29 protein-coding genes are annotated in these 26081 nt (G+C 63.4%); 12 read left to right on the forward strand and 17 right to left on the reverse strand.

The window, feature by feature from the left end; genetic code table 11:
• Positions 1–43: 43 nt before the first annotated feature.
• Positions 44–355 carry a hypothetical protein gene (locus ACTIGC_RS11320; RefSeq protein WP_439634506.1) on the reverse strand — a complete coding sequence of 104 codons (312 nt, stop codon included), beginning with the start codon at positions 353–355 and terminating at the stop codon, positions 44–46.
• 179 nt (positions 356–534) lie between these two features.
• Here ACTIGC_RS11320 and ACTIGC_RS11325 point away from each other — a divergent pair, with 179 nt between their 5' ends.
• Together ACTIGC_RS11325 and ACTIGC_RS11330 are read left to right on the forward strand one after the other, a co-directional pair.
• Positions 535–1743, forward strand: coding sequence for a DUF418 domain-containing protein (locus ACTIGC_RS11325; RefSeq protein WP_439634507.1), 1209 nt, complete (start codon positions 535–537; stop codon positions 1741–1743).
• Positions 1740–2144: a gamma-glutamylcyclotransferase family protein gene (locus ACTIGC_RS11330; RefSeq protein ID WP_439634508.1), complete on the forward strand. Its 405-nt coding sequence runs from the start codon at positions 1740–1742 to the stop codon at positions 2142–2144. Before ACTIGC_RS11325 ends, ACTIGC_RS11330 begins: the two co-directional genes overlap by 4 nt.
• A 28-nt stretch (positions 2145–2172) precedes the next feature.
• Here the strand turns inward: ACTIGC_RS11330 and ACTIGC_RS11335 are convergent, their stop codons facing one another.
• The 6 genes from ACTIGC_RS11335 to ACTIGC_RS11360 form a co-directional block, all read right to left on the reverse strand.
• A complete protein-coding gene (locus tag ACTIGC_RS11335; protein ID WP_439634509.1) occupies positions 2173–3180 on the reverse strand; it encodes a patatin-like phospholipase family protein in 1008 nt (335 codons plus the stop codon).
• Positions 3180–3980 carry a 3-hydroxybutyrate dehydrogenase gene (locus tag ACTIGC_RS11340; protein WP_439634510.1) on the reverse strand — a complete coding sequence of 267 codons (801 nt, stop codon included), beginning with the start codon at positions 3978–3980 and terminating at the stop codon, positions 3180–3182. Before ACTIGC_RS11340 ends, ACTIGC_RS11335 begins: the two co-directional genes overlap by 1 nt.
• Positions 3981–4073: 93 nt before the next feature.
• A complete protein-coding gene (gene yaaA / locus ACTIGC_RS11345) occupies positions 4074–4856 on the reverse strand; it encodes a peroxide stress protein YaaA (RefSeq protein WP_439634511.1) in 783 nt (260 codons plus the stop codon).
• A 91-nt stretch (positions 4857–4947) separates the two neighbouring features.
• Positions 4948–6357 (reverse strand): FAD-binding oxidoreductase, encoded by a 1410-nt coding sequence (locus ACTIGC_RS11350; protein ID WP_439634512.1) that lies wholly within the window; start codon positions 6355–6357, stop codon positions 4948–4950.
• A 9-nt stretch (positions 6358–6366) separates the two neighbouring features.
• Positions 6367–6774 (reverse strand): hypothetical protein, encoded by a 408-nt coding sequence (locus tag ACTIGC_RS11355; RefSeq protein WP_439634513.1) that lies wholly within the window; start codon positions 6772–6774, stop codon positions 6367–6369.
• A 3-nt stretch (positions 6775–6777) separates the two neighbouring features.
• A complete protein-coding gene (locus tag ACTIGC_RS11360; protein WP_439634514.1) occupies positions 6778–7752 on the reverse strand; it encodes an L-threonylcarbamoyladenylate synthase in 975 nt (324 codons plus the stop codon).
• A 157-nt stretch (positions 7753–7909) separates the two neighbouring features.
• On the opposite strand from ACTIGC_RS11360, the gene ACTIGC_RS11365 reads away from it, so the two are divergent.
• A complete protein-coding gene (locus tag ACTIGC_RS11365; RefSeq protein ID WP_439634515.1) occupies positions 7910–9913 on the forward strand; it encodes a PhoX family protein in 2004 nt (667 codons plus the stop codon).
• A gap of 4 nt (positions 9914–9917) precedes the next feature.
• Here the strand turns inward: ACTIGC_RS11365 and ACTIGC_RS11370 are convergent, their stop codons facing one another.
• The 4 genes from ACTIGC_RS11370 to ACTIGC_RS11385 are packed head-to-tail and all read right to left on the reverse strand — an operon-like array spanning position 9918 to position 13007.
• A complete protein-coding gene (locus ACTIGC_RS11370; protein WP_439634516.1) occupies positions 9918–10742 on the reverse strand; it encodes an alpha/beta fold hydrolase in 825 nt (274 codons plus the stop codon).
• Between the two features lie 7 nt (positions 10743–10749).
• A complete protein-coding gene (locus ACTIGC_RS11375) occupies positions 10750–11337 on the reverse strand; it encodes a TetR/AcrR family transcriptional regulator (RefSeq protein WP_439634517.1) in 588 nt (195 codons plus the stop codon).
• Between the two features lie 42 nt (positions 11338–11379).
• Positions 11380–12363 carry an NUDIX hydrolase gene (locus ACTIGC_RS11380; RefSeq protein WP_439634518.1) on the reverse strand — a complete coding sequence of 328 codons (984 nt, stop codon included), beginning with the start codon at positions 12361–12363 and terminating at the stop codon, positions 11380–11382.
• A complete protein-coding gene (locus tag ACTIGC_RS11385; protein ID WP_439634519.1) occupies positions 12360–13007 on the reverse strand; it encodes an HD domain-containing protein in 648 nt (215 codons plus the stop codon). Before ACTIGC_RS11385 ends, ACTIGC_RS11380 begins: the two co-directional genes overlap by 4 nt.
• 94 nt (positions 13008–13101) lie before the next feature.
• Here ACTIGC_RS11385 and ACTIGC_RS11390 point away from each other — a divergent pair, with 94 nt between their 5' ends.
• The 8 genes from ACTIGC_RS11390 (at position 13102) to ACTIGC_RS11425 (ending at position 20075) form a co-directional block, all read left to right on the forward strand.
• Entirely contained in the window at positions 13102–13941 is an 840-nt protein-coding gene (locus tag ACTIGC_RS11390; protein WP_439634520.1) for a universal stress protein, read from the forward strand.
• Between the two features lie 6 nt (positions 13942–13947).
• Positions 13948–14604 (forward strand): RNA polymerase sigma factor, encoded by a 657-nt coding sequence (locus ACTIGC_RS11395; protein WP_439634521.1) that lies wholly within the window; start codon positions 13948–13950, stop codon positions 14602–14604.
• Positions 14605–14607: 3 nt separating this feature from the next.
• Positions 14608–14997 (forward strand): VOC family protein, encoded by a 390-nt coding sequence (locus ACTIGC_RS11400; RefSeq protein WP_439634522.1) that lies wholly within the window; start codon positions 14608–14610, stop codon positions 14995–14997.
• Between the two features lie 353 nt (positions 14998–15350).
• Positions 15351–17060, forward strand: a complete 1710-nt coding sequence (rpsA, locus tag ACTIGC_RS11405; protein WP_439634523.1) for a 30S ribosomal protein S1 — start codon at positions 15351–15353, stop codon at positions 17058–17060.
• A gap of 152 nt (positions 17061–17212) precedes the next feature.
• Positions 17213–17497 (forward strand): integration host factor subunit beta, encoded by a 285-nt coding sequence (locus ACTIGC_RS11410; protein WP_439634524.1) that lies wholly within the window; start codon positions 17213–17215, stop codon positions 17495–17497.
• A gap of 85 nt (positions 17498–17582) precedes the next feature.
• On the forward strand, positions 17583–17999 hold the full coding sequence (gene mscL / locus ACTIGC_RS11415; RefSeq protein ID WP_439634525.1) for a large conductance mechanosensitive channel protein MscL: 417 nt from the start codon (positions 17583–17585) through the stop codon (positions 17997–17999).
• A gap of 40 nt (positions 18000–18039) precedes the next feature.
• Positions 18040–18684, forward strand: coding sequence for a phosphoribosylanthranilate isomerase (locus tag ACTIGC_RS11420; RefSeq protein WP_439634526.1), 645 nt, complete (start codon positions 18040–18042; stop codon positions 18682–18684).
• A 179-nt stretch (positions 18685–18863) separates the two neighbouring features.
• Positions 18864–20075 (forward strand): ammonium transporter, encoded by a 1212-nt coding sequence (locus ACTIGC_RS11425; protein WP_439634527.1) that lies wholly within the window; start codon positions 18864–18866, stop codon positions 20073–20075.
• A gap of 65 nt (positions 20076–20140) precedes the next feature.
• On the opposite strand, the gene ACTIGC_RS11430 is transcribed toward ACTIGC_RS11425, so the two are convergent.
• From ACTIGC_RS11430 to ACTIGC_RS11455, 6 genes are all read right to left on the reverse strand, one after another.
• A complete protein-coding gene (locus ACTIGC_RS11430; protein ID WP_439634528.1) occupies positions 20141–21205 on the reverse strand; it encodes a hypothetical protein in 1065 nt (354 codons plus the stop codon).
• Positions 21206–22351: a beta-ketoacyl-ACP synthase III gene (locus ACTIGC_RS11435; RefSeq protein ID WP_439634529.1), complete on the reverse strand. Its 1146-nt coding sequence runs from the start codon at positions 22349–22351 to the stop codon at positions 21206–21208.
• Positions 22352–22508: 157 nt separating this feature from the next.
• A complete protein-coding gene (locus tag ACTIGC_RS11440) occupies positions 22509–22730 on the reverse strand; it encodes a hypothetical protein (protein WP_439634530.1) in 222 nt (73 codons plus the stop codon).
• Positions 22727–23308 (reverse strand): DNA-3-methyladenine glycosylase I, encoded by a 582-nt coding sequence (locus ACTIGC_RS11445; protein WP_439634531.1) that lies wholly within the window; start codon positions 23306–23308, stop codon positions 22727–22729. The genes ACTIGC_RS11440 and ACTIGC_RS11445 overlap by 4 nt, the downstream gene beginning before the upstream one ends.
• A gap of 65 nt (positions 23309–23373) precedes the next feature.
• Positions 23374–24624 carry a DNA polymerase IV gene (locus ACTIGC_RS11450; RefSeq protein ID WP_439634532.1) on the reverse strand — a complete coding sequence of 417 codons (1251 nt, stop codon included), beginning with the start codon at positions 24622–24624 and terminating at the stop codon, positions 23374–23376.
• Positions 24624–25529, reverse strand: coding sequence for an ROK family protein (locus tag ACTIGC_RS11455; RefSeq protein WP_439634533.1), 906 nt, complete (start codon positions 25527–25529; stop codon positions 24624–24626). The genes ACTIGC_RS11450 and ACTIGC_RS11455 overlap by 1 nt, the downstream gene beginning before the upstream one ends.
• 177 nt (positions 25530–25706) lie before the next feature.
• Here ACTIGC_RS11455 and ACTIGC_RS11460 point away from each other — a divergent pair, with 177 nt between their 5' ends.
• Complete coding sequence (locus tag ACTIGC_RS11460) at positions 25707–26072, forward strand: response regulator (protein ID WP_145962654.1); 366 nt, start codon at positions 25707–25709, stop codon at positions 26070–26072.
• The last annotated feature ends 9 nt before the right edge of the window (positions 26073–26081 follow it).

Below are 26081 nucleotides of genomic sequence, written 5' to 3' on the forward strand. Positions count from 1 at the left end.
ATGCCGACAGCAAAAGCTGGTTCTAGGGCGAGACGGAGAAAAATTAAAGCCGCAAGACCGGCGCAGCCGGCACGGATGGCAGGCGGCCGGGCGCTGAAGCGCAGCCGGAGACGGGTTCAACCGGCCCATTGCGAACGACAAAAATCAGCTCGCCGTGGACGGTGCGCGTCTGTTCTACATACACTTCAGATGCAAGGAAGTGGACAGTGGCCGCGTCATCCATGAAACGGGCTTCCTCGAAGCTCTGCTGGCGAACCGCCGGAGTGCAGTCTTCCGCACGATCATAAGCGATGCCCACGAGTGCCAGCACGGCCCCCGCGATCCAGTGCAATATGTCGATTGCCACGCCTAACATCGATTTTGTCCCTATCCCTGTGTCAGCTTATGAACCTGTGCCCGCGCCCGCTCAAGGAGATTTACCCGTTTTGGCCATGAAATCTTCGTAAGGTTGCCGGGTGGTTGCGGGTTTTCTGCTTGCATGGCGCGGCGGGCGGCCCGAAGTTGGCGTCGAAGCAGCGGGGAGAGCTTATCACCATGAAATCGGCACCAGTCACTTTGACGGACCGTCATCAGAGTCTTGATGTGCTGCGTGGCATCGCTGTGCTGGGCATTCTCATGGTGAATATCCCGACCTTTTTCCTGTTGCCGGAAGCCTATCAGTACCCACCAGCTGACCCGGGATTTGACGTGGCCGGTGCGCAGGCCTGGCTGTTTGTTCACGTCTTCTTTGAGATGAAATTCATCACCATTTTCTCTGCCCTCTTCGGTGCAGGCATATTGCTGATGACCGGGGACGGGCCGGACTCTTCCGCGAAGGTTCACTATCGCCGCATGCTCTGGCTGCTCGCCTTCGGCATGGTGCACGCCTACGCGCTCTGGTTCGGGGACATTCTGGTCTCGTATGCCGTGTTCGGCATGATCGCGGTGATGTTCCGCAAGATGAGCGTGGGAAAGTTGGTCTTCTGGGGCTTGTTCTGGATCACGCTGACCGGATTGCTGATGGTGGGCATGTTTGCCGCCTTCATGATGTTACCCGAAGAGGTGGACCCCGCCTCGATCGGTATGGCGCAAAGCCCTGAGGCGGCCGCCAGCATCATTACAGCCTACCAGGAGGGCAGTGCGGGGCGCTGGGGCCACAACGCACTCATGGCCCTTATGGCGCAGCTGAGCGGGATAGCCATGTTTGGTGGCCGGGTGATCGGAGTGATGTTCCTGGGCATGGCGCTATTCAAGACCGGCTTTCTGATGGCGAAATGGGGTGTGACGAAATACGCCGTGGCCGCCATTGCGGGGCTCGCCATCGGCTTGCCGCTCGCCTGGTATGGCGGACAACACGCAGTTGCTGGCAATTTCGATCTGCGCGGCATGTGGGTTTACACAGCCACCAATTATGTCGCCAGCCTGCTGATGGCGTTCGGCTATGCCAGCTTGGTGATGCTCATCTGCAAGATTCCGGTGCTGGCACTGCTGCGCGCGCCTTTCGCCGCCGCCGGTCGGATGGCCTTTACCAATTACCTAACCCAGACGATCACGCTGGTGATCCTGTCCACGGGCACGATTGGTCTGGGCCTCTATGGCACGTTGGGGCGCGAGGAGCTTATACCCATCGTGCTCATCATCTGGGTGGTACAGCTCGCCGTGTCGGTCATCTGGCTGCAGGTCTTCCGCTTCGGGCCGTTTGAATGGCTGTGGCGCTCGCTGACCTACTGGAAGCTGCAACCGATCATCAAACCCAAAGCATGAGCGCGGTAAAGGCGGGAGACGCGTTCGCGGTCTACGGCCTGCTACGCAAGGGTGCGTCGGGATTTGCGCAGTTCGGGCTGGAGCGCGCGTTCCGCCCGCTTGGTCCCTGCCGCATTCCCGGCGTGATCCACGATCTGGGCGGGTATCCGGGGCTTGTGGATGGAGAGGGCGCGGTTATTGGCGAGCTGTTTGAAGTCGCCGACCCGTCAGTGATCGCCCGGCTCGACGCGTTCGAGGACTATTATCCGCAAGCGCCCGACCGCTCGCGCTATCTGCGCCGCCAGATCACGCTTCTGACCCCGGCGCGCAAGGCATGGGTCTATCTCTGGAACCTGCCAGTGACAGGATTTGCACGCGTGGAGAGTGGCGACTGGCTGGAATGGGTGGCCAGCAAGGCCTGATCGCTCCGACCTGTTCCTGAAGCCCGGCCTATTCCTGAAGATAGCCGCTACGCACATCCACGCTGGAGCGCTTGCCGACATGGGTGACGCAATTCTCCAGCCATTCCTTCGCCGCCTGCCGCCCTGCGTCACGAAGGCCGGTCAGGAAGCGCCAGCTTGTGTCGTACTTGCTGGCGGCTGAATAGTCTTTGAGCGCTTCATCGGCGCGGATGGCGTGAATGTGCAGATTGCGCAGGCGGGCCTTTTCCGCGTCTTTGAGTAGATCATCCTCGATCAGCCGCTTGACGAAGGCGACTGCGCGCAATTCGGCCATTAGCGAGGCGTTGAACGTGATCTCGTTGACCCGGTTCATGATGTCGTCGGCCGATTTGGGCGTTCCGGGCCGTTTGAGCGGATTGATATGCACGATCAGCAGATCACCCGGCGTGTCCGCATAGAATAGTGGCCAAAGCGCCGGATTGCCCGTAAAGCCGCCATCCCAGTAAGGCTCACCGTCAATCTCCACGGCCTGACGGATGAAGGGCAGGCAGGCCGACGCCAGCACGGCATCGGTGCTAATGCGCTCGCCGGTAAAGACTTCGGCGCGCCCCGTCGTCACGCAGGTCGCGGTCACGAACAGGGCAATCTGGCCCTGCGCGCGCAGCCGTTCAAAGTCGATCTGCGCGTCCAGAATTTCCTTCAGCGGATCGAGATTGTACGGGTTGAGATCGTAGGGGCTGGTCAGGCGCGAGAAGGCATCGAAGAACGGCATCAGCTTCAGGAACGCCCCGCCCGGAACCATTGGCCGGAAGGCCGCGCCGCGCCGGGACACCTCGTGCCAGAAGCTCTCAAGGCTTTCGCGGGCACCGTCCGCGCCGCCATCCAGCCAGCCATGAGCGAGCGCAACGGCGTTCATGGCGCCAGCGCTGGTAGCCGTTATAGCTTGTGGGGTTATGCGGCCATCTTCCAGCAGGGCATCAAGCACGCCCCAGGTGTAGGCGCCATGCGAACCGCCGCCCTGCAGGGCCAGCGAGACCGCTCTGGCGCGCGCGGCCATCAGGCCGCCACCCAGCCGCCCTCGACAGGGAAGGCCGCACCATTGGCCGAGGCGCCGGAGTCCGACACCAGATAGAGCAAGAGGCCGGTCAGGTGATCGTATTCAACGAACTTCTTCGTCGGCTGCGCGCTCAGCATCACGTCGCGCACTACTTCTTCCTCGGAGATGCCGCGCGCCTTTGCCGTGTCGGCGATCTGGCTTTCCACAAGCGGGGTACGCACATAGCCGGGGCAGATGGCGTTGCAGGTAATGCCCGCTTCAGCCACTTCCAGCGCAACCGTTTTGGTCAGGCCCAGCACTCCATGCTTGGCGGCCACATAAGCCGACTTGTAGGGCGAGGCGACAAGCCCGTGCGCGGAGGCGATGTTCACAATCCGCCCGCGCCCGGCCTTTTTCATCACTGGTACGGCGTGGCGGATGGTGTGGAAGCAGGAGGTCAGGTTAATCGCGACGATCGCGTCCCATTTCTCCGGGGCAAGCTCTTCAACCGCAGCGACCTGCTGGATGCCCGCATTGTTGACGAGAATGTCGAGCCGGCCAAAGGTTTTCACCGTGTCGGCGATCAGCTCCTTGATCTCGCCGGCGTCCAGCATGTTGGCGCCGTTATAGGCCGCCTTCACGCCGAACTCGGTCTCGAGGGACTTGCGGGTCTTCTCGATATCGCCGGCATCGCCCAGCCCGTTGAGCATGATGTTGGCGCCATTCGCCGCCAGCGCATGCGCCAGCGCGAGGCCGATGCCGGAGGTCGAGCCGGTAATGACCGCAACCTGGCCGCTCAAGTCGGTCTTCAGACCGCCCATGACTGTCTCCTCGGCCTTGTTGGCCTGTGTCGGGATTTGTTGCGGTGCAGAAGACGGTTTGCGCCGGTTTTGTCAAGACCTGAGGCGTAGGCTTCAGCCCTTCTTCGAGAGCGGCTGAGGGCGGGTGAACAGGAGCCGGTCTGGATTCGAACCGGCCTTGTCGAGCTTGTAACCCTCAACATTGAAGCGGGAAAGCTGGGCTGGATCCTCAATCCGGTTCTCGATGATCCAGCGGGCCATCATGCCGCGTGCCTTCTTGGCGTAGACCATCAACGCGCGTAGCTGGCCGTCCTTCTCTTCCTTGAAATCAACCGTGATGACCCGCGCCTTCATTGTCGCCAGACGGGCGGCCTTGGCATATTCGTTGGACGCCAGGTTGACGATCACGGGATGGGCATGACCCTCCAGCGTGCGGGTGAGTTCTTGCGCGATATCGTCACCCCAGAAATCATAGAGGTTCGCGCCCTTTTTCGTTTTCAGGCGCGTGCCCATTTCGAGCCGGTAGGGCTGGATGGCGTCCAGCGGGCGCAGGCTCCCGTACAGCCCGGAGAGAATGCGCAAATGGTCCTGCGCCCATTGCAGATCGTCCTTGGACAGGCTCGCCGCATCCAGCCCGCGATAAACCTCGCCTGCGAAGGCCAGGGCGGCGGCTTTGCCATCGTGGCCCTCAGGGTCGAACGCCTTGAAGCGCTCCACATTAAGCGCAGCGAGATCATCGGAAATGTGCATGAGCTGGCGCAGCTGGGTGCGCGACAGCTTCGCTGTGGTCTTTGACAGTTCTGCCGTGCGCGTCAGGAGGGCAGGCTGACTGGTCTCCAGCTCCGGGCGGGCCGGTTCGAAATCGAGCTGTTTGGCCGGGGAGAGAAGGATCAGCATGGAAATTTGGTCTCGCCTGCAACGGTAGTGGTGGTTTCTATCGAAATAGGGGTGTTCACCGGAAATGCCAATGGCAGGTGCCCGGCGGATTTCAGGCCAGCCCCGTCAGGATGCGCGGGTTCATGATATTGTTCGGGTCCAGCGCCGCCTTGATCGTCCGCATCAGCTCCACCTCTACCGGCTTGCGGGCTTTTAGCTCTGCCTGTTTGAGAATGCCGATACCGTGCTCTGCCGAGATTGATCCGTGATGCTTGTCTACCAGATCATAGATGAGCCGCGTGGCGGGTGCCGCGCGCGCGATGAAGTCCTCTCCGGCCCCCGGCTCCCGGGCGGCCAGATTGAAATGCACATTGCCATCGCCGACATGGCCGAACGCGATCACGCGAGAGCCGTCAACCAGCGCTTCGGCCTGCTGGGTTGCCTCGCGCATGAAGGCGGCCATGCGCGATACCGGCACCGACACATCGTGCTTGGCGGCCTTGCCATGGGCGCGCTCGCCTTCCGGTACGTTTTCACGCAAGGCCCAGAACTTCGCGGCCTGCGCGTCCGACTGCGCCAAAGCGGCGTCCGACACCAGCCCGGCCTCGAACGCGCTTTCCAGCGCGGTCTCCATCAGAATGCCGGCGCGTTCTTCCTCCGCGCTCGACAGCTCGATCAGCACCATCCAGTCCGGATTGCCTTCCAGGGGCGAGCGGGCGCCGGGCACGTGCTGGCAGACCAGCTCCATCGCGAAGCCGGAGATCAGCTCGAACGCGCTGACCGCGCCGCCTGTCCTGTCCTTGAGATGGCCGAGCAGGCTCACTGCCGCTTCGGGATCGGGTACGGCCGCGATCGCGACACTCACTGATGCCGGGCGCGGGAATAGCTTCAGCGTGGCCGCGGTGACGAGGCCGAGCGTGCCTTCCGCGCCGATGAAAAGCTGTTTGAGATCATAGCCGGTGTTGTCCTTGCGCAGGCCTGAGAGCCCGCTCAGCACCCGGCCATCGGGCAGCACCGCCTCCAGTCCCAGAACCAGCTCGCGCATCATGCCATAGCGCAGCACCTGCACGCCGCCCGCATTGGTGGAGATCAGTCCGCCAATCATGGCGGAGCCTTGCGCGCCGAGGCTCAAGGGGAAGAGCTTGCCCGCATCCCGTGCAGCCTCCTGCACGGTTTGCAGCACCACCCCGGCCTCCACGGTCATCGACTCATTGGCCGTGTCGATTTCGCGGATGGCATTCATCCGCTTCATCGAGATTACAACCTCATTGGCTGGCGTAGAGGCGCCCACCAGCCCGGTAATGCCGCCCTGGGGCATGACTGCGATGCGCGCATCATTACAGGCGGCCAGCATCTGAGCGGCCTCCTGCGTGCTGGCCGGTTTCAGGACCAGCGGCGTCCCGCCCGCATAGCGTCCGCGCCAGTCGCGCGCATGGCTTTCCAGCTCCGCCGGATCAACGGACCAGGATTTAGGATCCAGCGAGGCGGTCAGCGATGCGAGGGCAGGGGGCAGGGCGTTCATGGCGGGAAGCTAGTCCTCCAGTTCGACAGGCAGGCGGGACATGATTGCGGTCAGTTTCAGGCCGGGTGCGCGATCCATGCGGCCTTCGAGATGGTATAGCTCACCATCCACCCGGCCGTCATAAACCACGCTGAAACGCTCCACATCCCCTACGACTGATACAGTCTCTGGCCTGTGACGGACGAACAGCATGCGCGCGACCGGGCCATCGGGCCCCTCTTCCAGATAGCCGTCATAGTAATAGCTGCTATCGCCGCCCGTCGCGCGGCCATTGCGCACGGTCACGACCCCGCCGGACTGGTCCAGCGGGCTGCGGAAGCGCACGACATAGACGCCGTCGGGTATCCATCGCGAGCGCGGGAAGTGAGGTTTTGTTGTCTGGGTGTCCATGTTGGATTCGCCTGCTGACGGGTTCACTCTTCAGTTGTCTTTCGGTGCGGCGGCGCGGGCAAGCCGGTCATTGATGGCTTCGCCCAACCCTGTCGCGGGAATCGGTGCAACAGCTATTGGCCAGCCGAGTGCGTCTGCTTCGCGCAAACAGGCAAACAGGCGTGTGGCCGCTTCGGCCAGATCGCCGCTGGTGGAGAGGTCCAGCACGGTACTGGCAGGGTCTCCGCGCCATGTGCCAAAAGCCAGATAGGTCTCGTGCGGATCGGGCTCGGTAACATTCAGGCGCAAGGGGCAGTCCGGGGCGTAATGGCTTTTGAGCATGCCGGGCGCGGCAATGGCGGCGTCAGCGCCAGCCCTCTGAACCGGCTGTCCGGTCAGCGCCTCGATGCGTTCAGCTTCCAGGGCGCCAGCGCGCAACATCACCAGACCGTCGGGCGTGTCCGCCAGGATCGTACTTTCGAGGCCCATCTGGCACGGCCCGCCATCAAGGATAAGGCCAATCCGGCCGCCAAGGCTTTCGGCGACATGCAGGGCGGTTGTGGGGCTGATACTGCCCGAACGGTTTGCACTGGGCGCGGCGAACGGGCGGTCGAGGCGAGACACCAGTCCGGTCATTGCGGGCGATACCGGCCAGCGTACGGCCAGCGTATCAAGACCCGCCCGCGCCAGATCACACACTGGGCTGGTGTCGCGGTGACGGCCCACAAGCGTCAGTGGGCCAGGCCAGACTGCTTTAGCTAACGCAATGGCCGCAGGTGACAGGTCCACCAGCGTCAGCGCGCGCTCCAGACTGTCCACATGGGCGATCAGCGGGTTGAATCGCGGACGCCCCTTGGCCTCGTACAGCGCTGTAATGGCTGCCGGGTTGGTAGCGTCAGCGGCCAGCCCGTAAACAGTCTCGGTCGGCACCGCCACAAGCCCGCCCGCATCCAGCAACGCAGCTGCCCGGTCAAGGCTCACAGCATCGTGTGCTGGCAGGATGGGGGCGGTCGCTGTATCGCTCATGGCGGGAGGCTTGGCGTGTGCGCGCCGCGTTGGCAAGAGGCGTGAGGCGCAAACTGCGGCAAAGCGCCCCGGCAAACCTGTTTCAGGTATCACACCCTCGTCACACTGGCCTGCTAGGCCCATATCGCAATCAAGAAGAAACTCCCCGGAGCGTGCCATGACCGATCTCGCCACACGACTCGATCCCGATTTCGAGCCGGAAACCAACCGTTCGGGTAATCGTCCGTTCGCTGATGTGGTGAGTGCGCGCCTCGACCGGCGCAGCTTCCTGCGCGGCGGGCTGGGGCTGGCGGTCAGCGGTTTTGTGGCCGGTCCGGTGGCCGCCTGCGCACGCCCGCCGGAGGCTCAGGCGATGACCGGGCCTTCTCTGGGCTTCAATGCGGTGCCGGTGACGGCGGCCGATACGATTGTTGTGCCAGACGGCTACGAAGCAAAAGTCGTCTATCGCTGGGGCGATGCCATCAGTGGTGATTTCCCGGCCTTTGCCCCGGACAATTCCGGCGACGATCAGGCTCACCAGGCCGGCATGCACCATGACGGCATGCACTTCTTCCCCATCGATGGTAGTTCCACAGACGGGCTGCTGGTGATGAACCACGAATATATCGAGACGCGATTCCTGCACTATGGCGTGACGCAAGGCAGCGAGATTAACTCCTGGGGCACGCCCGATCATGCAGGTCCGCGTCCCGCTGACCACGTCCTTAAAGAGTTGAACGCCCATGGCGTTTCCGTCGTGCGCATGCGTGCGGACGGCAATGGTGACTGGCAGATCGTGCGCGACCCGCGCAATCGCCGCATCACCGGCCTGACCCGGATGGAAATTGCTGGCCCGGCGCGCGGTCACGCCAAAATGGCGACGCTCTACAGCCCGGAAGGCACCCACACGCGCGGTACGCTGTCCAATTGTGCGCACGGCGTCACGCCGTGGAATACGTATTTCGCGGCGGAAGAGAACTGGTCGGGCTATTTCGTCAATACGGACGCGGAGCATCCGCGTGAACATGCCCGCTACGGCGTACGCCCCGATGTCAGCCGGCATAACTGGCACCTCGCTGACGATGGCGGGGACGGGTTTGTGCGCTTTGACGCCTCCACCAAGGCCGATGCGCCAGCCGGCGATTACCGCAACGAACCGAACATGTTCGGCTGGATGGCCGAGATTGATCCGTTCGACCCGGACTCCACGCCCGTCAAGCGCACCACGCTCGGACGCTTCGCCCATGAGGGCGTGGTGTTCGCACCGGCCGAGGCCGGTCAGCCCGTGGTCTGCTATTCGGGCGACGATGCGCGCTTTGAATACATCTACAAATTCGTCTCGGACGGGGTGTATGAGCCCGGCGTCTCGCGCGGCGATATTCTCGACAGCGGCACGCTCTATGTGGCCCGCTTCAATGATGATGGAAGCGGCGACTGGCTGCCGCTCGTTTACGGCCAGAACGGACTGGACGAAAGCAATGGGTTTGCCGACCAAGGCGATGTCCTGATCAACACCCGTACGGCGGCTGACATCGTGGGCGCAACGCCGATGGACCGCCCTGAATGGGGCGCCGTCGATCCGCAGACCCGTGCGGTCTATTTCACGCTGACCAACAATTCCCGCCGCACCGAAGATCAGGTGGATGCCGCCAATCCGCGCGCCGGCAACGCGTTCGGCTCGATCATCCGCTGGAACGAGGCCGATGGCGACCAGACCTCCGCCCGCTTCAACTGGGACATTTTCGTCCTCGCCGGTCCGGAAGGTGACAGCCGCGATGCCAATGGCGAGCCGCTGGATCAGGATGCCATTTTCGCGGCGCCGGACGGGCTGTGGTTCGATGCCGACCGTCGCTTGTGGATCCAGTGCGATATCTCTGACAGCGCCTTGAATGCAGGCGTTTACACGCCCTTCGGCAATAACAAGATGCTGGCGGCCAATCCGGACACGGGAGAGATACGCCGCTTCCTGACCGGCCCTGTCGGCTGCGAGATCACCGGGGTGGTCACGACGCCTGATCAGCGCACCATGTTCATCAATGTGCAGCATCCCGGCGCGAACACGCCGGAGGCCGATTTCGCAGCGGGCAATTTCGACAGTCACTGGCCGGATGGCGGCAACACCCTGCCGCGCTCGGCAACGGTGGCGATCCGGCGCCTGGATGGCGGGAAGATAGGGGCGTAGGGGGCTAGCCCCTTACCCCGTCCAGAAAATCCGCCACTTCGGCCAGCACGCCGGGATCGCGCAATACGCCGCGATGGCCGAGCCCCGGCTTGATGACGAGCTTGGCGCCGGGCCAGTCTCTCGACGCCTTCTCGCCCGCGCCGAGCGGCACGATCACATCGTTGTCGCCGTAGATAAACAGCGCCCTGGCGGTCATGGCGGGAGCGTCACGGGCGATATCGAAGCGGGTTATCGGCGTCTTCAGGACGGATTCCATACCGTCCTTGATCAGCGCTATTGCCCGCTCCGACACACCCATCGAGCCAGCCTGGAAGCTGACATTGTCGTCCATTGAACATGGCGCAGCCAGGGCGATGAAAGCAGCCGGTTTGACGAAGCCTTCGCTCATCGCAAAGACGCTCGATGCTGCTCCCATGGAGTGGGCCACAACCGCGAAGGGCTGGCCGAGAGTTGCCGCTGCGGCGCTCAGGCCTTCGCCAAATTGCGGCAGGGTGGCTGCGTGTCCTTGTGATGCCCCGTGGGCAGGCCCGTCGATCAGGACAACCCGGTAGCCGCGCTCCATCAGGTTTTGTGCATGACTGGAGAGATCCGCCGCATCTGCCTCCCAGCCATGCAGGAAGAAGACGGACGGGCCATTGCCGCCAGAATAGATGCGCTGGCGGCCCAGCGGCCCCTCGATCCAGCTCGCGTCGAGCGTCTCGAGAAAATCCCTGCCGGTATCGCTCTGCTTCCGCACGCGGGGGCGCTCAAAGCGTTTTGCGGCAATGGCGCGGAAGCGCGCGGGTGCGATAGTGGCCATGATATTGGCCATCAGAATTGCAGTTTTCATCGGTCTCTCAGGCGCGTGCGCTGTCGATAAGGGCGGTGAAGCTGGCGCGGGCCAGCCGCCCGGCCTCGTCGCGCCCCTGAACGACCGACCAGGACTGGCAGCCCACGCCAATCGCCTCAAACTGGAAGGCGAAGCGCTTGGCGTCGGTGGTGGCGGCAAATCCGCCTTCGTGGATGGCCAGCTTGGCAAGACGCTCCACCCAGTCTGTCCAGCCGCGCCGTGCCTGCCGGGCGAGTTCTGCCGCCTTTGGCGTCAGGGCAGGTGCCTCGAAGGCGGCTTGCAGGATCGGGCAGGGGCGTGACGGATCGCGTAAGAGCCAGCCCGTCCAGTTCGTGCCCAGCGCCTCGATCCGGGCCAGTGTGCCACTTTGCTGGCGTGCAGGCTCTACCACCTGCTGGCGGAATTGCTCGATAGCAGCTTCGATTACGCAAACCTGCAAGGCTTCCTGGCCGCCGAAATGGGCAAACAGCCCGCTTTTCGACATTTCGCACGCCTTGGCCAGATGGCCGATGGACAAGGTGGCAAGACCACCCTTGGACATCTCGTCCAGCGCGGTTTCAATGATACGGGTCCGGGTGGATTTTTCGTGTGGCATGGCGCCTATGTGCGAACGTTCGTTCGCAATGTCAAGCGGGTGTCATTTCAGTCTCGGAATCGCCAGCCCGAGCGCCGGACCCGCGTTCACCGCCTCCTTGCAGAAGCGGTAGAGCTCTGCCGGGCGGCCGCCCGTGCGTGCCTCGAACCGGCCCGTGCCTTCGACGAAGCCTGCCCGGTCCAGCGCGCGGCGGAAATTCTGCTTGTGCAGGGCAAAACCGGCAATGCCCTCAACCATGCGCTGCAGCTCGGACAGGGTGAAGGTTTCACCCATTAATTCAAACACTACGGGGCGGTACTTCACCTTGCCGCGCAGGCGTGAAATGGCGGTAGCCAGAATGCGCCGATGGTCGGAGGCCATGATCTGTCCGGTTCCGGTGCGTGCGCGGGAAGGTTCGCCCTGATCGCGGGCCGCCTCGGCCACCAGACCCGCTTCATAGAGCAGTTCATAGCGGTCCAGCGCGCGTTCCTCATTCCAGACAAGCCCATCCAGCGCGAAATTGGTACGGACCCGCTCCAGCCGCGCTGCGCGGCCTCCCGGTGCGCCCGCCTCATCGGCCCAGCTGCGCAAGGCAGGCGCCAGTAACTCATCGATGAGGGGCGGGCGGCCATGGCGATGATCTTCCCAGGGAAAGAACTCGTTCCAGCTTGCCCAGCGCGCGCCCAGGCCTGACAGCTCACGCGCTTCACGGGCGAGACCGAGATAGCCCAGCGAGATAACGCGTCCACCGGCTGCGCCGGTGAGCGCCGCCAGCGGGGCCTCACGCCCGCGGTCGCCAAACGTGTAGAGCTGCTCCACATAGCCCAGCTCGAACCCGGTCTGGCCGCGCACCCATTCGCGCAGGCCGATCTCGAAGGTGCGGTGAGCTTCCGGATCAAACGGACCGAAGGGCAGGGCGGCTTCGGGCGTCGCCAGCCCTTGCGTGACCAGCACGCGCGGCTCGCCCTCTTCACTGGCGAAAATCACCGCGTTCAGGCCGACGACCAGACCCTTCGATACCGGAAGAGGCGGGCGCGAAGGACTCATGACTGGCCCGCCTTGTGGCCTGTCTTGCGGTCTTCCTCGTCCATGGCAATCAGTAGCGCCTCAAAACGCATCACGTAATCACCCTGCACCTCGGCGGTAGAGCGTACGGGAACCTCCACGCGCAAACCCAGAGGCGGCTTGCCGAAGAACTCGCGCGCGTCTTCCACGCTGAAACCGGCAAGCTGGACCGCCTCGAAGAAGGCGCACAGACGGTCGGCCTTCTTGATCGTGGTCTTCACGTATTTGGGCAGATGGGCGGGCAGGCCGAAACGGGTGTGGATGGCGCGCTCCAGCCGCGCCTCGAAATCCTTGTAGTCAAAGCCGAGCGCGCTCTTGAAAGGCGAAATCATGTCGCCGATCACGTATTCTGGCGCATCGTGTAGCAGGGCGGCCATGCGCCATTTCGCCGGCCATGAGGGTTCCATCTGGCCGCACAGGCGCTCCACGATCAGGCTATGCTCGGCGACGGAAAAGGCGTGTTCGCCCAACGTCTGCCCGTTCCAGCGCGCCACGCGGGCCAGACCTTGGGCAATATCCTCAATTTCGATGTCGAACGGGGAGGGGTCCAGCAAATCCAGACGCCGCCCGGACAGCATGCGCTGCCAGGCTCTGGGCGGGGGCGTCGATGTCTTGCGTTGAGCCATGTGGGTAATCGTGTCGCGGGCCAGCTTCTCCCCTCCCGGTCTAGAAGGAATTGGCGTAAGTTCAAGCACAAGGACACGCACATGGAGGCTGGTGATGAACCCCGAACGCATTCTGGTAGCCCTGCAGGGCGATGAAGCCGACGACACGCCGCTCGCCGCTGCCATGGCGCTGGCACCGCTGGTCAAGGCGGACATACGCGCTGTTTTCGTGGAGCCGGACCCCGCGAGCTACATGCTGTGGACCGGGCCGGGCGCAGCCGGCGCCTCGGTCGTCACCAGCGCTATCGAGACGGTCCGCGAAGAGGCGGCCAAGGCTGCCATAGAGGCCGAAGCGCGCATGAAGCGCCATCTGGAGACTATGGAAGACCGGGGCGTGAATGCTTCCTTCCGCCGGGTGACGGACAGCCCGTCAGAGGCCGCCCAGCAGGCAAGGCTGGTGCGCATGCTGGTCGCCTGCCCGGACGCTGCCGCCGGTAAGGGGCCGCTCTCCGGCTTTACCGCGTCCTGCCTTGTCGATGAGGCGTGCCCGCTCTTCGTGCCGCGTGGCGGGGCGATACCGCCGAAGAAGATCTGTGTGGCGTGGGATGGCTCGCGCGAAGCCTCACGCGCGGCGTTCGCCGCCGAGCCTTTCTTCACCAAGGGCGTGGAGGTGACGATCCTGCACAGTCCGAAAAACCTCGACTATGCAGACCGGGCTGCCGCCGCGCCCAACCGGCTGGCCAACTGGCTTGCCCCGCGCGGTATCAAGGCGAAATCGCAAGCCGTGGAAGCAAAGGGCAGTCTCGGCGAGGCGCTGCTGGAGGCAGCTTCGGGCGCGGACCTGCTGGTGGCGGGTGCCTATGGCCAGTCCCGGCTTGCCCAGTTCATTTTCGGTGGTGTCACCCGCACCCTGCTGGGCGCCAAGGACGGGCCGTCCTTGCTGGTTGCGCACTAAGCGGTGATGCAATCTGCCTACGCTGACCTGCTGGCGTTTGCGTGCCAGCGGGCGCGCCTTGCCCATGAGGCCGAAGACCTTGTTCAGAACGCCTTGCTGGTTGCCTTGGAAGCGGGCCGGGCTGATCTGGATGATGCGCACAACCGGCGCTGGCTGCGCGGTGTGATCCGCAATCAGGCGCGCATGGAGGCGCGCAGCGCAGCGCGCCGGAAGGAGCGGGAGGCTGGGCATGTGCCGCTGGACAGCGATGATACCGCAGACGCACAGACCAATAGCCCGGTATTTGGGTGGGTGCGCAGCCTGCCCCCTTCCCTGCGCCCTGTCGCGGCGCTCGCCCTGACGGGGCATACGCGTAGCGAAATCCGCAGTGCGCTGGGGCTTTCCGATACGGCTCTGCGCCAGCGCCTTCGGGCCCTGAAGCGCGCTGCCCAGGCGGGCGGCGTGGAGATGGAGGGGTTTACGGCCCTGCGTACTGACCTTGCCCATGGCCTGCTGCGCAGGGGCATGCCTGCGACGCTCGCGCGGCGGAATGCCACGTTCGGCACCTATGACCCGGATGGCAATCTGCTGATTTTCCGCACACAGGCGCTCACAAAAGTCGAAGCGGCGGCAACAGGGGTGCGTCCGCCTGCGATGTCCGCAGGCGCAATTGTGAAGGATTGAACCATGATACCGAGGCCCCATGAAATTGCCGTGGTGTTCAACGTGGCCGATATCGGGCGTACAGAGCGCTTCTATCGTGACACGCTGGGCCTTGATGTCTCCCGTCAGGAAGGGGCGGAGCCGTTCTGGCTGATTGCCGATCTGATACCCGGCACCCAGCTTATCTTCTTCCAGTCCGACGATGTGCGCCCCGGCAATACGCCGATTGTCGTGTTTGATCTGAAAGCGGGCGGTATTGATGACCTGATTACCGCGCTGGCAGAGCAGGGCGTCACCATCGTCACGCCGGTCAGCGAGGCACCGGGCGGCTGGTCTGCCGACTTTCTGGACCCGGATGGGAACATGCTGGCCTTTTGGCAAAGGGCGGAGGTCCCAAAATCGCTGAAGGGCTAGCCCGCTGTGCGGTGAGGCTCGTTATGAGCCACACCTGTGCGCGCGGGAGGGGCGATGACACCCTCTCCCGCTTGCGCTTAAAGCCCTGATGGAGTAAGGACGCGCGCGCTTCGTGATTGCCTTGAAAGCAGGCGGGGCGCTTAACCGGGCACGATTTTGTCATCGGCCCTCCGGCTCCTCCAACCCCTTTCTTCAATGATAGACGGGCCCGGAGTGCCGGGTTCCGGTGGCAGAGACGTGTCCAGACTTTAACCATTCCGGCTGCGAGGGGCGTTTGCTCCAAAGCAGCAAGACCGCCGGAGACAACCGGCCGGCCGGAATACAAACGCATAAGCTGGAGACTGTCTTTTCGCATGAATGCTACATCTTCCTCTGCGGCTAGCCGCGACGATTTTGCCTCAATGCTCGAAGCGAGCTTTGCGGGCCGTGACCTTGTAGAAGGCTCTGTGGTGCGTGGCACCGTGACCGCCGTCGAACACGACATGATCGTGATCGATGTGGGTCTGAAAACCGAAGGCCGCATCTCGCTGCGCGAGTTCGCAGGCCCGGGATCGACCACGCCGAAAGCCGGTGACGAGGTTGAAGTCTATCTGGAGCGCATCGAGAACGCGCTCGGCGAAGCGGTGCTGTCACGTGACAAGGCCCGCCGCGAGGAAGCCTGGGACCGTCTTGAGAAAATGTTCGAGGCCAAGGAGCCGGTCAACGGCGCCATTGTCGGCCGCGTCAAGGGCGGCTTCACGGTTGATCTGGGCGGCGCTTCGGCCTTCCTGCCCGGCTCTCAGGTTGATATCCGCCCCGTGCGCGATGTCGGCCCGCTGATGAACAAGGAACAGCCGTTCGCGGTTCTGAAAATGGACCGTCCGCGCGGCAATATCGTGGTTTCGCGCCGCGCTGTGCTGGAAGAGTCGCGCGCTGAACAGCGCGCCGAGCTCGTCGGCAATCTGGCCGAGGGCGAGACCCGCGAAGGCGTCGTCAAGAACATCACCGATTACGGTGCGTTCGTGGATCTGGGCGGTATTGACGGCCTGCTGCACGTCACCGACATGAGCTGGAGCCGCGTTGGCCATCCGAGCGAAGTCGTGGAAGTCGGTCAGACCGTGAAAGTCCAGATCATCAAGATCAACAAGGACACCCAGCGCATCTCGCTCGGCATGAAGCAGCTGCTCTCCGATCCGTGGGATGCTGTGGCCGCCAAGTACCCGGTGGGCGCGACCTTTGAAGGCCGCGTGACGAACATCGCCGAGTACGGTGCGTTCGTTGAGCTGGAATCGGGCGTTGAAGGTCTGGTCCACGTCTCTGAAATGAGCTGGACCAAGAAAAACATCCACCCCGGCAAGATCGTCTCCACCTCCCAGGAAGTCACTGTCATGGTGCTGGACGTGGACGAGGAGAAGCGCCGCATCTCGCTCGGCATCAAGCAGACCCAGCGCAATCCGTGGGAAATCTTCGCTGAAACCCACCCGGCCGGGACGGTCGTGAAGGGCGAAGTGAAGAACATCACCGAGTTCGGCCTGTTCATCGGCGTCGGCGAAGACATTGATGGCATGGTCCACCTGTCCGACATCGACTGGGATCGTTCTGGCGAAGAGGCGCTTGCCGACTTCAACAAGGGCGACATGGTCGAAGCCAAGGTGCTGGACGTGGATGTCGAAAAAGAGCGCGTCTCGCTCGGCATCAAGCAGCTGGCTGGCGATCCGATGGAAGATTCCGGCGGGTTCAAGCGCGGCGAGACCGTGACCTGCACCGTGACGGAAATCACCACCGGCGGTATCGAGGTTTCCTTCGGCGAAGGCGGGCAGATGAAGTCCTTCATCCGCAAGTCGGACCTGTCGCGTGACCGCGCCGAGCAGCGCCCCGAGCGTTATTCGGTCGGTGACAAGGTTGATGCGCGCATCACCAATGTCGACAAGGGCGCACGGCGCGTATCCGTCTCCATCAAGGCCCTGGAAATGGCCGAGGAGAAGGAAGCGGTCGAGCAGTACGGCTCGTCTGAATCCGGCGCATCGCTCGGCGACATTCTCGGCGCCGCGCTGAAGCAGCAGGACACCAAGAAGGACGAATAGTCCGCCTTGCTGACGTAACGGCAAATGGCCGGACCTGTCACGGGTCCGGCCATTTTCTTTTGCCGGTATCACTCTTTTTGCCTTGAAGTGATTGACCTTGGCCGGTACCCGTCCCAAGGTTCGAGCCTTCGTCATCCCGGGGACGCGAAACCATGATCAAGTCTGAGCTGATCGAAAAACTGGCCGCCGCCAATCCGCACCTTTTCCAGCGTGACGTGGAGCGGATCGTCAATTCGATATTCGAGGAAATCACCCAGGCGCTGGAGCGCGGGGAGCGCGTGGAGCTGCGCGGGTTTGGTGCCTTTTCGGTGCGCAATCGTCCGCCGCGTCAGGGCCGCAATCCGCGTACCGGCGATTCTGTGTCGGTGAAAGAAAAGCATGTGCCCTTCTTCAAGACGGGCAAGGAATTGCGCGAGCGCGTGGACGGCAAGGCGTAAGACGCGTTTCGAGACCGCGTTGCGGCTAGGCGCGCGCGGCAAACCGTCATAGGCTTTCCTGCAGCTTCGTCAGGAGGGCTTTATCATGCTCAATGAATTCAAGAAATTCGCCATGCGCGGCAATGTGGTCGACCTTGCGGTCGGCTTCATTCTCGGCGGCGCGTTCTCCACGATCGTCTCCTCGCTGGTGAACGACATTCTGATGCCGCCCATCGGCCTCCTGATGGGCGGGGTGGATTTCACCAATCTCTTCATCGCGCTCAATGGCGAGGAATACGTGAGCCTTGCCGCCGCGCGCGAGGCCGGGGCTGCGACCATCAATTATGGCATCTTCATCAATGCGGTGATCAGCTTCGTGATCGTTGCCTTCGCGCTCTTCCTGCTCATCAAGGCGATGAACCGTATGGAAGACAAGAAGAAGGACGAGGTGCCAGCCGCTCCGCCCGCCAAGCCGCGCAATGAAGAGCTGCTGGAAGAGATTCGGGATCTTCTGAAGAAATAGCTGGTTTTCTCGCCGCCGGGGGCGGGCTAGGACCGTCCCCATGAGCACGCGCGTAAAAATCTGCGGGATGAGTGACGAGGCCTCGGTGCGCGCCGCTGTGGCCGCGGGCGCCGATTATCTCGGCTTCATCATTTTTCCGAAGAGCCCGCGCGCCGTCACCTTGGAGAGGGCCGCAGACCTGGCCGCGCTGAAAGGCTCTGCCAGATCGGTTGCCGTACTGGTTGATCCTGATGATGCGCTGCTGGGCGAGGTGTTGAAGGTGCTGCGCCCCGACATCATCCAGCTGCACGGGGGTGAGAGCCCTGAGCGCTGTCTGGATGTGAGAAATTACGCTAGGCATGGCGTCTGGAAGGCCGTGCCGGCCAGCGGGGCAGCCGATGTGGCGCGCGCCAGCCGCTATGCGGGCTTTGCCGACGCGATCCTCTTTGACGCCAAACCGCCGGCAGGCGCGGACCGCCCGGGCGGCTGGGGCGAGGGCTATGACTATAGCCTCGTCAAAGCCTTTGACGCCTTGCCCTTCATACTGGCGGGCGGGCTGACGCCTGAAAATGTCGCCGACGCCATCACCGTTTCGGGGGCGCCTGCCGTCGATGCCGTGTCGGGCGTGGAAAGCGCGCCGGGTGTGAAGGATGCTGCCAGAATTATAGCCTTCCTGAGCGCCGCGAAGCGCCCGGAAGCCCGCTAGCGCGGCGTTAGCGGCAGGGAAAATCCGGACGGGTGCGCGCTGCACCAATTGCGTGCAGACGAGCCCCAAACTCCGGCACGTCCGCTCCTGCTGCGCCGCAATACAAGCCGGGACGCTGACAAGCTTCGACAGGCGGACGCACGCTTTGCGCAGGTTTTCTGCCAAGGGGTAATCCGCAAATGGAAGACGCTGCCTTCTCTGCAGGCGATACCGCCTGGATTCTGACTGCTTCAGCGCTGGTGCTGATGATGACCGTTCCGGGCCTTGCGCTCTTCTATGGCGGCATGGTGCGCCGGACCAGCGTTCTGTCCACCCTGATGCATTCGCTGGCGGCGGCTGTTCTGGTCACGGTCACGTGGACGCTGGTTGGCTACTCGCTCGCGCTGACGGGTGAGGGGGCATTCATTGGCGGGCTGGACCGGCTCTTCCTCGCCGGGCTGGAGCCGGGCAGCGACGCGGACGGACTGCCAGAGCCGGTCTTTATCCTGTTCCAGCTCACCTTCGCCATCATCACGGTCGCGATCATCTCCGGCGCGGCGGCCGAGCGGATGAGCTTCAAGGCGTGGGTGATCTTCGTGCCGGTCTGGCTGCTGGTGGTCTATGCGCCGATTGCCCACTGGGTCTGGGGTGGTGGCTTCCTGGATGAGGCGGGCGTCATCGATTTTGCGGGCGGCGCGGTCGTGCACATCAATTCGGGCGTTGCCGGGCTCGTTCTGGCGCTGGTTCTGGGGCCGCGCCGGGGCTGGCCGAAGGAAGGCCATCCGCCGCACAATCTCGTGCTCACGGTCATAGGTGCGGGCCTGCTCTGGGTTGGCTGGTTCGGCTTTAATGGCGGCTCGGCGCTGGCAGCTGACGAGATCGCTGCCCATGCCGCGCTCGTGACGCAGATTGCGGCGGCCATGGCGGCGCTGGTCTGGTGCGCTCTGGAATGGATCCTGCGCGGCAAGCCGACCGTGCTGGGCGCAGCCTCCGGCGCTGTGGCGGGTCTTGTCGCGATCACGCCCGCAGCGGGTTTTGTTGGCCCGCAGGCGGCCTTTGCTCTGGGGGCTGTTGGCGCTGTGGCGGCCTATTTCGCCGTCACGGCCCTGAAAAGCACACTGAAATACGATGACAGCCTGGACGCATTCGGCCTGCACGGGATTGCCGGGTTCGCCGGCGCGGTGCTCACCGGGGTATTCGCCGTCGAGGCGATAGGCGGGACCGCCGGCGGCATTGAAGGCAACTGGCTGCTGGTGTGGACCCAAACCTGGGGCGCGTTGGCCGCCGCTGCCTGGTGTGCCATCGGCACGTTTGTCATTCTCTTCCTGATCGGGCGCGTGGTGAAGCTGCGCATCGAGGAAGAATACGAAGTTACCGGGGTCGATATCGCGCTGCATGGCGAAAGCGCCTGACGACCTCAGTTTACCGTTCCTCCCTGACTGAAAACCCCGCCAGTTCGCTGGCGGGGTTCTTTTTTTCAGGATGTCAGGGCCAGTGCGGTCCGCAGCATCGCCACCAGCGCGCGCGGCGAGGTGGTTTCCTGGTTGGAGTGGTAATTCACTGTCGGCACCTGCAGGCTGGCGCCGGTAAACGCACCCTTGGACTGGGCGGTGATCTTGCCCAGCTCGGTCAGGCCGATGCCTTTGAGTGGCTGCCCGCGCCGGGTGCGCGCTGCATTCTCCGCCTCGATAAACGCATCCTTGAAAATGATCGGCGCGCCTGCGCTTGCGGCTGCGCGTTCGACCCGCTCTACCATCGCTTTGTGGAAGCTGGCACTGGCATCACGCCGCCGCAGGATGACGGCGCCTGCTAGCATGGCCGCCGAATCCTCGAACGGGCTGGTGTCCAGAACGACGACATCCTTGCGCGCGGGCAGCGCCTTGTCTGCCCAATGCAGGAAATGCGCGGCGGAACGCCCGATTTCCTCTTCGGCGGTGAAGACGATATGACCGCCCAGTCCCAGCTCTGCGGCAACGCGCAGTACCGCCACCGATACCGGGTTGTCCAGCTGGCCGGAGACCTGGCCGTTCGAGCTGCGGTCGAGCGCGCGGGCAAAGCTGATAGGGGTTCCCGGCGGCAGGGCCGGCATCCCGGGAATATCCAGAACGATCCGGCCCTCGCCATCCAGCCTCGCGCCGGTGACATCGCCGTAGGCGAGGCGTCCGCCGGTCTTGCGGTCATAGGCGAAGACTTCCTCGCCGCCATAGCGTTCGTTAACGCGCACAGCGAGAACCTCCGACGCAACCGCCTGCTCGCCATACTTCTCGTTCTTGACCGCGTGGGCGGCGTAGACGGGGGCTCCGTCGGGCGCGATCACGGCGCCGTGCCTGTCTATATGCGCGATGAAGACCGGGCCGGGCCTTGCGGTATCGATGACGCACAGATTCGCATGACGCTCGGGGTTAAAGCCAAGCCCCGCAAAATCGCGCGCGAGATGGTCAAGAAACGGTGTCTCGTGGCCAACGACGCTCGGAAAATCGAGATACTCGTTGGTCTTGGCCAGAATCCGCGCGGCGAGATCTGTCTCGCCGGCCAGGTTCATCTAAAGCTTCTCCACAAAGACGGTGCCGGCAGAATATCCGGCGCCGAAGGAGCAGATCACACCCTTGTCGCCGCTTTTCAGATCATCGGAGTGCTTGTGAAATGCGATGATCGAACCGGCAGAGGATGTGTTGGCGTATTCATCCAGAATGGTCGGCGCATCCTCGCCGCCGGCCTCCCGCCCGAACACTTTCTTGGCGATCATCAGATTCATGTTGATATTGGCCTGGTGCAGCCAGACACGGCGCATCTGGTCTGGCTCCAGCCCAAGATCGTCCATGTGCTCGCGGATCATGTCCGATACCATCGGCACGACTTCCTTGAAGACCTTGCGGCCCTCCTGGACGAAGAGCCTGTCATCTTTCGGTGAGCCGTTTTGCAGCGGACGGTTGTCGCCGGTGGCGCGCTCGGTGCGGTTCAGGAAGCCGAAGTTATTGCGGATATTGTTGGAGAACTGCGTTTTCAGGCGCGAGCCGATAATCCGCCATCCGCCTGTCCCCAGCTCCGCGCGCTCCAGCAACACCGCCGTGGCCACATCGCCAAAGATGAAATGGCTGTCGCGGTCGCGCCAGTTGAGGTGCCCGGACGTTATCTCCGGGCTGACCACCAGTATGGCGCGGGCATTGCCCGCCGCGATCATGTCGGCCGCTGCCTGCATGCCGAACGTGGCAGAGGAACAGGCGACATTCATGTCGAACCCGAAGCCGTGCTCCATCCCCAGAAGCTGTTGCACCTCGATCGCGACCGCCGGATAGGCGCGCTGCATGTTGGACGCGGCGACAATGATGCCATCCACGTCAGCAGGCGTCTTGCCGGCGCGCTCCAGCGCATCGCGGGCAGCGTGGGCGCCGATCTCGGCAAGGATGGCAGGCTCATCGTTCGAGCGCTCAGGGATGTTGGGCACCATGCGCGTAATGTCGAGGACGCCGTCCTTCTCCACCACATAGCGCGACTTGATGCCCGACGCCTTCTCGATGAACTCCGCTGAGGAGGGTGTCAGCGCTTCCAGCTCGCCGCGCGCGATCTCGTCGGCATGCTCGCCATTATAGCGCTCGGCGTAGGCGTTATACGCGGCCACCAGCTCTTCATTGGATATGGAATGGGGCGGCGTCCACAGGCCTGTGGCGCGAATGACGGCTTCACTCATCGGTTTCCCCGAACGATTCCTGATCGCTATCTCGTTATCCTAGCCTTCACAATGGTACAAAGTCGACCATCGTGAGGGCGGTGGCCTCCGGCCATACCCGATTATCCGCGCGCGTGCATGTGGCTTGCGCACAACAAGGGATGGTCTTTGGAGCGGGTCAGCCGCTGCGCCCGCCGCTGATGACGCGGTGAATGGGCTGCGGGCGCTCGCGTACGACGCCGTCTCCGTCCGTACACTGGTATTCCAGCACGCCAGTGGGGCCGTGGCGCCCGCCCATCTCGCAGTCCCGGTCCAGCGCGTGCGCTTCCGGCCGGTTGGCGCAGGCGCCGAGCGCGAGAAGACCAAGGGCAAGAACGGCGAGTTTCAGTGCAGATTTCATGATGACCTCGACAGGTTTTTCACTTCCTCATGGCGGTGACAGCTGACCAGATGATCGTTGACCAGTCCGGTCGCCTGCATGAAGGCATAGACGATGACGGGGCCGCAGAATTTGAAGCCTTCTTTCTTCAGGGCTTTGCTCATCGCCTGGCTGACCGGTGTTTCGGCAGGCACTTCCTTCATCGTAGAGAAACGGTTCTGCACGGGCTCGCCGTCCACGAAGTTCCACAGATAGTCGCTGAAGCCCTGTCCGCGGTCGCGCATGGCGAGATAGGCTTTCGCATTGCCGATTGAGGCCTCGATCTTGGCGCGCGAGCGGATGATGCCCGCATTACCGAGCAGGCGGGCAATGTCGGCCTCGTCATAGCGTGCCAGCGTCTCCGGGTTGAAGCCGTCAAACGCCTCCAGGAACGCCTCGCGCTTGCGCAAAATGGTGATCCAGCTGAGGCCGGCCTGAAACCCGTCAAGGATCAGCTTGGCAAACAGCGCCTCGTCATCACGCTCGGGCACACCCCATTCGGTGTCGTGATAATCGACATAGAGCGGGTCTTCGCCCGGCCAGGGACATCGATGGAGCATGGGGTTTTCCCGCCTTACGGAGGCCAGCCAAGCATTGAAGTGCGAGGTGGCCAAGTGAACAAACGCTAATGGTCTTTCAGGGAGCGCCCCTTGATGACCGCCGAGGGGCCAAATCTGGCTCGGGCCTTGTCCATGGCGCGCTCGGCAGCGGCGCGCTTCGGCCCGTCCGGATCCAGAAGGTCGCGCGCATCGCCCGTGGCCGGTTCCAGATCGCTGAAACCTATGCCGATAAGCCGGTAGCGTGGGCCTTGCGCCTCCGCGCGCAATAGCTCGCGGCCGGTGCGAAACAGCGTGTCGGCCAGCTGGGCGGGCTGGTTGAGCGTGCGCCGCCGCGTCAGGGATTTGAAGCTGTCCGTCTTCAGTTTCAGCATGACGACGCGGCCAGCAATGCCTTGCGCCTTCATCCGGTCGGCCACCTTCACGCATAGCGGCCAGAGACGTTTTTCCAGCTCGTCATGGCTTGCGACATCATCAAAGAAGGTGGTTTCGGCTGACACGCTCTTGCGTTCGCCATCGCGGGCCACCGGGCGGTCGTCTATGCCTTGCGCCAGCCGCCAGAGCCGCGCGCCCGACGGCCCGTGACGGCGCACCAGCGCATCCTCGCCGCGCGCAATGACGTCTCCGAGCGTCTTCAGCCCGTCCCGGTTCAGCGTCGCCGCGAAGGCCGGGCCGACGCCAAACACGCTCTGCACCGGGCGTGGGCGCAGGAAGTCTGCCGCCTCAGCCCGTCCTATCACCGAAAATCCGTCCGGCTTGTCGAGCTCGGATGCCGTCTTGGCGAGAAACTTGTTGTAGCTGAGGCCCACCGACACCGTGACGCCCACCTCCGACTTGATGCGCGCCGCCAGCTTCATCAGCGTGAGAGCGGGCGAAGCTCCGTGCAGGCGCTGCGTGCCGGTGAGGTCCAGAAACGCCTCGTCAATGGAGAGCGGCTCCACAGCCGGGGTTACGTCCTCCATCATCTGGCGGATGCGCTTGCCTTCGGCTGCATAGAGGCTCATGCGCGGGCGGATCACCACCGCATCGGGGCAGGCTTTGAGTGCCTTGAACATGGGCATGGCCGAGCGCACGCCGTGTAGCCTTGCCACATAGCAGGCGGTGGCCACCACGCCGCGCTTGCCGCCGCCAATAATGACCGGCTGGTTGGCCAGCGACGGATCATCGCGCTTCTCAATGGAGGCATAGAAGGCATCGCAGTCGATATGGGCGATCGAGAGGGTTTCCAGCTCGTCATGGACGAACACCTTGCGCGAGCCGCACGCCCCGCATCGCGGCAGCGTTGATGGTGCAAAACAGGTGCGGCAATACCCGGTCATTACGCTTCCATTGGCCATAGCCAGGCAGCCCCGCGCACACCGGAGGAGTCGCCGTGCCGGTTCACCACGACGCGTGTGCGGAACTCGTCGGAGAAGACATGCGGGGCGAGGCGGGTTTCCAGATCGGCGGCGAGGCCGGGCAGGTTCGACAGTCCGCCGCCCAGTACGATCACATCCGGATCGATTATATTGACGATGGTGGAGAGCGAGCGCGCCAGCCGGTCAGCGTGACGGGCGAGCGTGGCAGCTGCTTTCACGTCGCCTTCGGCGGCCTTTGTTGCAATCTGGTCGGCTGTAAGGCTTTCGCCTGTCACTCGCTGGTGGTCGCGTGCCAGCGCCGGGCCGGAACACCAGCTCTCCACGCAGCCAAGGCGGCCGCATCCGCATCGGGGTCCGGGAATCTCGTCCGTTGAAGGGCGGGGCAGGGAGGTGTGCCCCCATTCACCGGCAATAAGACCGCCGCCATGGTGGAGGCGTCCGCCGATGACGATGCCGCCGCCTACCCCTGTGCCCGCGATCACGCCGAATACGCAATGCACGCCTGCGCCTGCGCCATCCGTGGCTTCGGACAGGGCAAAGCAGTTGGCGTCATTGGCGCAGCGCACGTCCTGTCCCAGCGCGTCTGACAGATCACGCTGCAGGGGCTGGCCATTTAGATGCGAGGAGTTGGCATTGCGCACCAGCCCGGTGCGCGGATTGACCGAGCCGGGATGGCCGATGCCAACGCTTGCGGGCGTGCCGCCCGCCAGCTGGCGGACTTCGGCGACGAGATCGCGAATCAGTTCCACGCCGAGGCGGTAAGTGGACTGCGACGGCTTGCGGATGCGGGCCAGAATGGTGCCGTCAGCGCCCAGCGCGATGGCTTCTGTCTTGGTGCCGCCCAGATCAACGCCGATGCGGATCATGCGGAATCCCCTGCCAGTCATGGTGTGGCCACGTTCTTATCTTGTTCCTTACCGGGTTCCTAGCGCGCGACTCATCGTTGATTAAGGAAAATGGTGTCTACTCGGCAGTGGATGGAAAAAGGTCCACGCCAAAGGCGGGGCAAACGGGGGAAGCACGCGGTCGCCATGCTGCAGGTCATGTCCAAAAAAGTTCTGATCGTTGAAGATAACGAGCTGAACATGAAGTTATTTCATGATCTGCTCGAGGCCCACGGCTACGAGACCCTCCAGACCCGGGAGGGCCTGAAGGCCATTGATATCGCGCGCGAGCACCGCCCCGATCTCATCCTGATGGACATCCAGTTGCCGGAAGTGTCCGGGCTGGACGTCACCAAATGGCTCAAGAGCGATGAAGACCTCTCCGGTATCCCGGTCGTGGCCGTCACCGCCTTTGCCATGAAGGGTGATGAGGAGCGCATCCGCGAGGGCGGGTGTGAGGGCTATCTCTCCAAACCCATCACGGTGACGAGCTTTATCGAGACAATCCGGAAATTTATCGGATAGGGAGGCGCC

It is taken from the genome of Glycocaulis sp. (assembly GCF_051859565.1).
Taxonomy (GTDB): domain Bacteria; phylum Pseudomonadota; class Alphaproteobacteria; order Caulobacterales; family Maricaulaceae; genus Glycocaulis.

Excerpts from the sequence above, each read along its gene's own strand:
- ACTIGC_RS11445 (WP_439634531.1), bottom strand. The coding sequence starts at position 23,308 with ATGCTCCATCGATGTCCCTGGCCGGGCGAAGACCCGCTCTATGTCGAT.
- rpsA (WP_439634523.1), top strand. The coding sequence starts at position 15,351 with ATGAATGCTACATCTTCCTCTGCGGCTAGCCGCGACGATTTTGCCTCA.
- ACTIGC_RS11360 (WP_439634514.1), bottom strand. The coding sequence starts at position 7,752 with ATGAGCGATACAGCGACCGCCCCCATCCTGCCAGCACACGATGCTGTG.
- ACTIGC_RS11410 (WP_439634524.1), top strand. The coding sequence starts at position 17,213 with ATGATCAAGTCTGAGCTGATCGAAAAACTGGCCGCCGCCAATCCGCAC.
- ACTIGC_RS11455 (WP_439634533.1), bottom strand. The coding sequence starts at position 25,529 with ATGATCCGCATCGGCGTTGATCTGGGCGGCACCAAGACAGAAGCCATC.
- ACTIGC_RS11420 (WP_439634526.1), top strand. The coding sequence starts at position 18,040 with ATGAGCACGCGCGTAAAAATCTGCGGGATGAGTGACGAGGCCTCGGTG.
- ACTIGC_RS11325 (WP_439634507.1), top strand. The coding sequence starts at position 535 with ATGAAATCGGCACCAGTCACTTTGACGGACCGTCATCAGAGTCTTGAT.
- ACTIGC_RS11365 (WP_439634515.1), top strand. The coding sequence starts at position 7,910 with ATGACCGATCTCGCCACACGACTCGATCCCGATTTCGAGCCGGAAACC.
- ACTIGC_RS11335 (WP_439634509.1), bottom strand. The coding sequence starts at position 3,180 with ATGGCCGCGCGCGCCAGAGCGGTCTCGCTGGCCCTGCAGGGCGGCGGT.
- ACTIGC_RS11350 (WP_439634512.1), bottom strand. The coding sequence starts at position 6,357 with ATGAACGCCCTGCCCCCTGCCCTCGCATCGCTGACCGCCTCGCTGGAT.
- yaaA (WP_439634511.1), bottom strand. The coding sequence starts at position 4,856 with ATGCTGATCCTTCTCTCCCCGGCCAAACAGCTCGATTTCGAACCGGCC.
- ACTIGC_RS11320 (WP_439634506.1), bottom strand. The coding sequence starts at position 355 with ATGTTAGGCGTGGCAATCGACATATTGCACTGGATCGCGGGGGCCGTG.
- ACTIGC_RS11440 (WP_439634530.1), bottom strand. The coding sequence starts at position 22,730 with ATGAAATCTGCACTGAAACTCGCCGTTCTTGCCCTTGGTCTTCTCGCG.
- ACTIGC_RS11425 (WP_439634527.1), top strand. The coding sequence starts at position 18,864 with ATGGAAGACGCTGCCTTCTCTGCAGGCGATACCGCCTGGATTCTGACT.
- ACTIGC_RS11375 (WP_439634517.1), bottom strand. The coding sequence starts at position 11,337 with ATGCCACACGAAAAATCCACCCGGACCCGTATCATTGAAACCGCGCTG.
- ACTIGC_RS11370 (WP_439634516.1), bottom strand. The coding sequence starts at position 10,742 with ATGAAAACTGCAATTCTGATGGCCAATATCATGGCCACTATCGCACCC.
- ACTIGC_RS11460 (WP_145962654.1), top strand. The coding sequence starts at position 25,707 with ATGTCCAAAAAAGTTCTGATCGTTGAAGATAACGAGCTGAACATGAAG.
- ACTIGC_RS11435 (WP_439634529.1), bottom strand. The coding sequence starts at position 22,351 with ATGAGTGAAGCCGTCATTCGCGCCACAGGCCTGTGGACGCCGCCCCAT.
- ACTIGC_RS11430 (WP_439634528.1), bottom strand. The coding sequence starts at position 21,205 with ATGAACCTGGCCGGCGAGACAGATCTCGCCGCGCGGATTCTGGCCAAG.
- ACTIGC_RS11450 (WP_439634532.1), bottom strand. The coding sequence starts at position 24,624 with ATGACCGGGTATTGCCGCACCTGTTTTGCACCATCAACGCTGCCGCGA.
- ACTIGC_RS11400 (WP_439634522.1), top strand. The coding sequence starts at position 14,608 with ATGATACCGAGGCCCCATGAAATTGCCGTGGTGTTCAACGTGGCCGAT.
- mscL (WP_439634525.1), top strand. The coding sequence starts at position 17,583 with ATGCTCAATGAATTCAAGAAATTCGCCATGCGCGGCAATGTGGTCGAC.
- ACTIGC_RS11380 (WP_439634518.1), bottom strand. The coding sequence starts at position 12,363 with ATGAGTCCTTCGCGCCCGCCTCTTCCGGTATCGAAGGGTCTGGTCGTC.
- ACTIGC_RS11330 (WP_439634508.1), top strand. The coding sequence starts at position 1,740 with ATGAGCGCGGTAAAGGCGGGAGACGCGTTCGCGGTCTACGGCCTGCTA.
- ACTIGC_RS11385 (WP_439634519.1), bottom strand. The coding sequence starts at position 13,007 with ATGGCTCAACGCAAGACATCGACGCCCCCGCCCAGAGCCTGGCAGCGC.
- ACTIGC_RS11390 (WP_439634520.1), top strand. The coding sequence starts at position 13,102 with ATGAACCCCGAACGCATTCTGGTAGCCCTGCAGGGCGATGAAGCCGAC.
- ACTIGC_RS11340 (WP_439634510.1), bottom strand. The coding sequence starts at position 3,980 with ATGGGCGGTCTGAAGACCGACTTGAGCGGCCAGGTTGCGGTCATTACC.
- ACTIGC_RS11395 (WP_439634521.1), top strand. The coding sequence starts at position 13,948 with ATGCAATCTGCCTACGCTGACCTGCTGGCGTTTGCGTGCCAGCGGGCG.